The sequence below is a fragment of the Parafrankia elaeagni genome, assembly GCF_000374165.1.
Taxonomy (GTDB): Bacteria; Actinomycetota; Actinomycetes; order Frankiales; family Frankiaceae; genus Parafrankia; species Parafrankia elaeagni.
Map to the genome: position 1 here is coordinate 98524 of NZ_KB893723.1, position 6667 is coordinate 105190.

At 69.1% G+C, this 6667-nt stretch carries 7 protein-coding genes; 3 read left to right on the forward strand and 4 right to left on the reverse strand.

Annotated features, from left to right (window positions below; genetic code table 11):
• The first annotated feature begins 2 nt into the window (after positions 1–2).
• Positions 3–1112, forward strand: a complete 1110-nt coding sequence (locus B207_RS0114985) for a hypothetical protein (RefSeq protein ID WP_018637359.1) — start codon at positions 3–5, stop codon at positions 1110–1112.
• Positions 1113–1127: 15 nt separating this feature from the next.
• Here B207_RS0114985 and B207_RS0114990 read toward each other — a convergent pair whose 3' ends face one another.
• From B207_RS0114990 to B207_RS0115005, 3 genes are all read right to left on the reverse strand, one after another.
• Positions 1128–1907 carry an SDR family NAD(P)-dependent oxidoreductase gene (locus B207_RS0114990; RefSeq protein ID WP_018637360.1) on the reverse strand — a complete coding sequence of 260 codons (780 nt, stop codon included), beginning with the start codon at positions 1905–1907 and terminating at the stop codon, positions 1128–1130.
• Positions 1908–4184: 2277 nt separating this feature from the next.
• Positions 4185–4667 (reverse strand): ATP-binding protein, encoded by a 483-nt coding sequence (locus B207_RS34015; RefSeq protein ID WP_018637362.1) that lies wholly within the window; start codon positions 4665–4667, stop codon positions 4185–4187.
• Entirely contained in the window at positions 4664–5002 is a 339-nt protein-coding gene (locus B207_RS0115005) for a hypothetical protein (RefSeq protein WP_018637364.1), read from the reverse strand. Before B207_RS0115005 ends, B207_RS34015 begins: the two co-directional genes overlap by 4 nt.
• 379 nt (positions 5003–5381) lie before the next feature.
• Here B207_RS0115005 and B207_RS0115010 point away from each other — a divergent pair, with 379 nt between their 5' ends.
• Both B207_RS0115010 and B207_RS0115015 read left to right on the forward strand, forming a co-directional pair.
• Positions 5382–6230 (forward strand): helix-turn-helix domain-containing protein, encoded by an 849-nt coding sequence (locus B207_RS0115010; RefSeq protein ID WP_018637365.1) that lies wholly within the window; start codon positions 5382–5384, stop codon positions 6228–6230.
• Complete coding sequence (locus B207_RS0115015) at positions 6227–6430, forward strand: DUF397 domain-containing protein (protein WP_018637367.1); 204 nt, start codon at positions 6227–6229, stop codon at positions 6428–6430. The genes B207_RS0115010 and B207_RS0115015 overlap by 4 nt, the downstream gene beginning before the upstream one ends.
• A gap of 28 nt (positions 6431–6458) precedes the next feature.
• On the opposite strand, the gene B207_RS41470 is transcribed toward B207_RS0115015, so the two are convergent.
• Positions 6459–6667: hypothetical protein (locus B207_RS41470; protein WP_230205026.1), on the reverse strand; the 209-nt coding region annotated here is incomplete at its 5' end.

Below are 6667 nucleotides of genomic sequence, written 5' to 3' on the forward strand. Positions count from 1 at the left end.
CCATGAACCCCGCAGCGCTGGCCGTGACCTGCTTCTTCCCCCTGATCGGCCGTCCTCGCCTGGCCTGCCCTGCTCTTCCTGCCCGAGTCACGGAAATCGCCGAGATCGCCCAAACAGCCGCCCGGGACGGCGCGGACGGACTGGCCGAAGGAGCGCATGCCCTGAACAAGGCCGCGCTGCTCGCCAGCGACTGCGGCTTGGCGCTCCTCGCCCGCGACCTGTGCTGGCAGCACATCAACATCTACCGCGCCGCCCCGCGCCCCCTCACCATCCTTCAGGCCAGGTACATGCTCGAACCCGTCGTCAACCTCGCGCGGCTCCAGATCCGCGCCAGCGACGGCCAGCAGGCGCTCGACCTGCTCACCTCGATGTTCCAGGCCGTCTCGTCGAACACCGACCTGATCATCGACGGTCAGGTCCTCCCCCTGGCCAACCTCACCGGCACCTGCGACGAGCGCCACAAGCTGCGTGAATGGGTGTGGCTGCATCTCGTCGGGGACGGAGTCCGCGCCCTGGCACTCGCCGGCCGCTGGGACGACGCGGTCAACCACGCAGACACCCATCGAGGGATCGGACTGCATCTCCTGGAAGGCCGGCAGGCGAAGATCCTCGCTCACTGCCTCAACGGCACGTCAGCAGCGGCCCGCGCAGCCCTGGCGGAGAGCACGCCGACCAACCCGTGGGAGTTCCAGGTCGCCTCCTGCCTGGAGGCGATGTGCACCGAGGGTGCACCCACAGGACGGAGCATCGCCACCATGATCGGGTACTTCCGGGGACAACGACCGGTGCCCGGCTACACGGTCTTCCGCGCCCACCTCGGCATGACCGTGGCCGCTCTCGCCACCGCCACTGACCGAGACGCCGCCGTTCGTGTCTTCGCCCAGGTCGTCAACGAAGTGATCGAAGCCGAGGACGGGTACGCAGCACGGGACGTTCTCCGATTTCACCACACGCACGCGGTCGAGCTGCCCGCCGCGAAGGGCAAGGCGCTCGCCGACCTACTCGGCGCCTCCGGCCTGAGAGCAGGACCACCGCCGGAACCGGTTCTGGACGCCATTCTCAGCGCCGCCAGAACCGCCGAAGCGGCGATCGCCGCGTCGATACACCCTTAGTGACGGTGATCTCGGTCAGTACCCGCGGGCGCTCGGTCGGCCCTGGGCGCCGTCGACGGCGATGTCGGCTCCGTTCACCCAGCTGGCTCGATCCGACAGAAGGAAGGTCACCACGTCCGCGACTTCCTCGGCGGTCCCCAGCCGGCCGGCAGGGAGATCCCGCTCCAGGAACGTGTCGAAGTCCTCCGGGTGCTGGCGGGCGTAGTTCTCCCAGCCGCCGCCAGGGAAGAGGATCGACCCTGGGCTCACCGCGTTGACCCGCACGTTGAACGGTGCCAGTTCCCGGGCGAAGGCCGACGCCAGGTAGATCTCCGCGGCCTTGGCCGCCCCGTACTGCGCCCGCGGTGATGGCTTCGAGCCCGTGATCGACGAGACGATGACGACCGACCCGCCTCCGCTCTTCTTCATGTGCGGGACGGCGGTGCGGACCGCCCGGACGGCGTGGCCGGCGTTGAGCTCGAACGTCTGCGCCCAGTCCTCGGGAGTGGAGTCGAGAAGATCTCCTCCGACGGTGCCACCGACATTCGCGACCAGCAGGTCGACGCCCTCGAAAAATTCGGCAGCCGCATCGACGAAACGCTCGACGTCGCCAGGTCTGGTCACGTCGGCCTTCAGGCTGAAGACGTCGGAGTCGGCCAGGTGGAGATCCGCCGTGGCCTGGGTGAGGGCTTCGGAGTCGCGTCCGCACATCCCGATCCGGCAGCCCTCGGCCGCCAGGCGGGACGCGATCGCCCGTCCGATGCCGCGGGAACCCCCGGTGACGAGCGCGACCTTACCGCTCAGATGAAGATCCACTAGAGTGTGTCCGCCTGTCGATCATGCGCCGCCGGACCGGCGCCGGTGTCGGGACGGGTCCGCTGCGCGCCGCGGACCGTGCGGGCAAGGTTCGTCTGGCGCTCCTGAAGGTCTCGGACGGACGGCAGCGCCTGGTAGGAGCGCATCTCCCGCACGACCTCACCGGTGCGGCGAACGATCAGATCCAACGGGCGCTCGGTCGCGCAGATCTCCAGCGCTTCGACGGTCACGGCGCACGCCCTGTCCGGTTCCTTCTGTCGCACCGCGGCGAGCGCGAGATCCACGCGGGCCAAAGCCCGCGCGACCGGCCAGTTCGCCGCCGCCGCGTCGCACAACGTCACCGCCTGCTGGGCGAAGGTTTGTGCCTTCTCGGGCCTGGCGAGCGCCGTGTAGGCGGTGCCGGCGTAGAACGGCAGGNAGGGGTAGTCGAAGGAGAAGATGCTGTGCGACGCCTTCTCCGCCACCGACTCGAAGGAGTCCTCCGCGCGCGCGAACGCGGCACTGACACCGTCGGCGTCGCCCAGACGCGCATGGGCTCGTCCCTGCTGCGCGAGGAGTCGAGTCTGGACGAAGGAGTTCCGCGGGGCGATGTCCAGACCGGCCAGGGCATAGCGCAAGGCGTCCGCCGCGTCACCCGTGTAGAAGGCGATCATCGCCTGTGTTCCTCGGACCCACGCGCCCAGCCGCGTGTCGCCGGACTCGCTGGCGAGCTGCCACGCCGTAAGGCAATGTGCGTGAGCCACGGGGCTGTCACCGAGATCGAGCGCCACATGGCCCATCAGGCCCGACAGCCATCCACCGACGGCGCACAGATGCCGCCGCTGGGTCAGGGTCTGCCGCCCCGCCACCATCGAGGAGACCCGCTGCTGGCACTCGCGGACCTGCACAAACAGCTGCTCAGGTGGCGTGCGCAGGTACGACAGGCCGAACCGCTGCACCTCCAGATCAAGGTGTTCCAGCGTCGTCGAGCCGAGATCGGATTCCTCCCAACGCTGCCCGAACATCGCCGACTCCACCGCCGACTGGGCGAGCAGGGCCGCAACGGCGGACGTGCCCGCCGCGACGAGAACCTCGCGACGCTTCGTCGGCGACCCCTCTCCCTCGACCCCGACAGGCACCGGCGCCTGCGAACGCACGGCAGGAGGCCTGGATATGGCTTCATTGTCCACGAAGGCCGACAGGAGCGCAGGCTGCGGCATTCCACCCGCCGTCCCCGGCCGTGAAAGCGAGTCACGACCACGAGGGACGACCGTCGCCGCGGTCGTCGGCCGTCCACGCGCAGCGCCGACCTCACGCACGCAGTTGTCGATGAGAAGAAGATCCGCGGGCGCCAGGTGCTCACGGTCGTCAAGGTCGAGAAGATGATGGATGTCCGTGCCATACACGTGTGCGAGCAGAGCGAGGACCTGCGGGGTCGGCCGGCGCCCGCCCGAGGCCGGCCAGGACTCAAGCTCTGACAACCGCGGCCCTGTCATGCTCGCCCGGCCCGCCGGGTCGAGCCCGAGGCTCGCAGCCTGAGCGTTGATCGCGTCAGCAGCCTCCTGGAGGGTCCACCCGAACGCGTGCCGGAACGCGGCCCGAGGCCGGAAGCGAAACCGCCGCCCGAACTCGCCGGCGATCTCGTCATGGCCCATACCGAACTCGCGCATCCGACCACGAAGCCGCCGCTGCTCAGCACGTTGACTGACACGGGCCACTGTCGGCTCACCCAACCCTCTGGACTGGGAAAATGAGGCCGTCCATCCGTCGCGAGCGGCCACGGGAAGTGATCTTACGGCGCGGATCTGTCATGGTGGGACGCGCGGTGCGTCGGAGCATGCTCACTGTGGCATTCCCGGGTAAAGGAGGCACGAGTTTGCGGTCAGTGCTGGGTGGCCGCTCGAATCCGCAGTCCAGTCCGGACGGTTGGGCGCGGCAAACGCGCATCCAGGAGAAGATCGCTGCCCGGACTGGGGCGCCTTCCGACTGCGTCAGGCACGGGCGAAATGTGACCGACGCCAGTAGATGCGGCCCGGCCGTGTTGTGTGGCAGGGCCGATGATCGAGTGGCTCGTGGCTCGTGGCAACGTAGAAGCGATCACGGGCTGCTGAACGTGATCGACCGCCACCACGGCAGTCGACGGGAGCCCCGTTCGCGTCGATCGCAGGCAAGTGCCTCGGGCCGAGAAGAAGCACCGTCAGCGCGGCCGGTGCCCTCTCGCCAGACCCTGGGCGTGGCCATGCTGTTCCGGAAGGGCCGGCGGTAGTCCTCGATGATGCAGGCGTGGGCGCTGCGGGCTCATGCTCCGTTGGAGTGGGCATCGATCTCTGCTTCGGGCGCGTCTGGCCCGATGCGCAGTTCAGCCCAGACGGTCTTGCCGCCAGCCGGCGATCGACGCCAGGACCATCTGGTACTCACCGTGTCGACCAGGAACAGCCCTCGGCCGTCCTCCGCCGCGTCGCTCTGCTCCTGAAGCACCGGCGGGTTGTCGTCGGGATCCCAGACTTCGAGGAGAATCCGCGGACCCGTCCTGGTGATGCACAGGCAGACGGTGACGATGGGCCTGTCGCGAGCCGGCACCGCCGACGGGTCGAGGTGGTGCTGCCTGCCCGCTGACGCGCGAATCGCGTTGGTGATGAGCTCGGAGACGAGCAGGACCGCGTCGCTGGTCGTGTCGGTCCCGACCTGCCAGCTCGTCAGCGTGTCACGGGTGCTTGCTCGGGCCGCCGAGGCCGCTGCTTCGGCGGCCGGGAAGTGGAACTGGCGGCTTTCCGCCGTCATGGGGTGGGCTCGGAGATGGGTTCAACGGCCTGGATCCTGCCTCCGAGATTGACGACGACGGCCGTGATGGCGTGGCGCGCCGAGGCGGACGCGGCGAGGTGCTCCCACTTCGACAGCAGGACCACAGCCCGGCCATCGCGGCGCACGGCCTCCAGGAGAACTGTCAGCCCCGGACCGATGACCTGATCCGAGCACATGTTCCGATCGACGAAGACCTCGGCGAGAGCCAGCCCTTCCCGTTCGGCGTGGTCGGACAGCACATCATGAAGCCGATTGACATCCTCCTCGCTCTCGCCGTCCTCGAGACGCAGGTAGCCGAAGGCGGTCGGCATCATGCGGCCGCCCTCCCGCGGTTCGGGGCCGCGATGGTCTCGAACCACCGCGGCGGGCGGCTCTCGCCGAGAGAACCCACACCTCGTGGGGCGGCGGCGGTGCGAGCTACTCGCTGAACGCTGCCGCCGGGCGTGAAGTCGCTCGGTCTGGTGGAGCTCCCTCGGGATGACGGACGTGCCTTCATGATCTTCACCCGTTCCCTTCTGGCCGGACCTCTCCGGTGTCGTCCGCGACCCGCGCGAGGGGGTCCGTCGTACACGATGCGAACGTTGCTGCAACTATGAGCGTTGCTGCAACGTCTGGCAAGGGTGGAAAGAGGTCGACAGACGCGGTCCGTGTAGCGTCCGAGCTGAACGAGATCATGATCGAGGAGGAGAGGCGATGCCCCGGCGACCTCCGTCCGCGCGTGCCCGTGGACTCGGCGCCGAGCTGCGGGATCTACGGGCGGGCCACAGCCTCACCAGCCGCTCCGTCGCGGCGCAGCTTGGCTGGTCACCGAGCACCCTGAGCCGGCTGGAGAACGGCCTGCGCGGCATCAGCGTCGAGGAGGTCGCCGCGCTGCTCGTCGTCTACAAGGTCACCGGCGTCGAGCGTGACAGGCTACTGGCGCTCGCTCGTGACATCGACCGCCCTGGCTGGTGGGAGACCGGCCTACCAGGTCTGCCGAACCAGCTCTCCGCGCTGATCGGCTTCGAGTCGCAGGCGAGCCGCATCGTGGACGTGGCGATGCTGCTCGTTCCTGGCCTGCTGCAGACAGCCGACTACGCCCGGGCGGTCATGGTCGACGGTGGGGTCGCCGCCCACGAGGTCGAACCGCGTGTGGTCACCCGCCTCGGCCGCCAGACCGTGCTCAGCCGACCCGATCCGCCGGACCTGCACGTGCTCCTCGACGAGGGAGTGGTCCGCAGACCCGTGGGCGGCCCCGACGTCATGGCCGGCCAGCTCCGACACATCGTCGCCCTGGGCCGGCGCCCCGCCGTCACCGTGCAGGTGATCCCGTTCGGCGTCGGGGCGCACCTGGGTGTGCACGGCTCGTATGTCGCTCTCGACTTCGAGAAGTCATCCAGCATCGTCCACCTCGAACACCTGAGGTCGAGCCTCTTCGTGGACGAGCCCGAGGACGTCCGACCCTTCCTCGACGCCGCCGATACGCTGGCGGGACAGGCACTCGACCCCACCGGCTCCGCGGAGTTCCTGGAGGCCGCGGCCGATGCCTACGAACGGAGGTGACCCTGGTGGACCTGACGAACGCGGTCTGGCGCAAGTCGAGCCACAGCGCCACCCAGACCAACTGTGTGGAGATCAGCCGCGTCCCCGACGGAGTCGCCGTCCGTGATTCGAAGGACCCGGACGGGCCCGTCCTCCTCTTCACCCCGGGTGAGTGGGCTGCCTTCCTCGCCGGCGTCCGCGACGGCGAGTTCGAACTGTAGGGCCATCGTAGGTTCCCATCGTTGATGGTCATTTTCCCGCGCGGGCTGTCATCTCCTTGGCCAACATGACAAGATCCAGATAGAACGATCTTCTTCGTTCCCGGTATCCCATGGCCGCCGGCGGGGCCGCCAGACGCCCCGCCGGAAGCAGGGCCGACGCCACCGCCCGGCCAGCGGCGCCGCGCGCCCCGACCGGGCCCGCAGCTCCGCCCGACGGGAACCGCCGACGCGCACCAG

Excerpts from the sequence above, each read along its gene's own strand:
- B207_RS0114985 (WP_018637359.1), top strand. The coding sequence starts at position 3 with ATGAACCCCGCAGCGCTGGCCGTGACCTGCTTCTTCCCCCTGATCGGC.
- B207_RS34015 (WP_018637362.1), bottom strand. The coding sequence starts at position 4,667 with ATGACGGCGGAAAGCCGCCAGTTCCACTTCCCGGCCGCCGAAGCAGCG.
- B207_RS0115005 (WP_018637364.1), bottom strand. The coding sequence starts at position 5,002 with ATGATGCCGACCGCCTTCGGCTACCTGCGTCTCGAGGACGGCGAGAGC.
- B207_RS0115010 (WP_018637365.1), top strand. The coding sequence starts at position 5,382 with ATGCCCCGGCGACCTCCGTCCGCGCGTGCCCGTGGACTCGGCGCCGAG.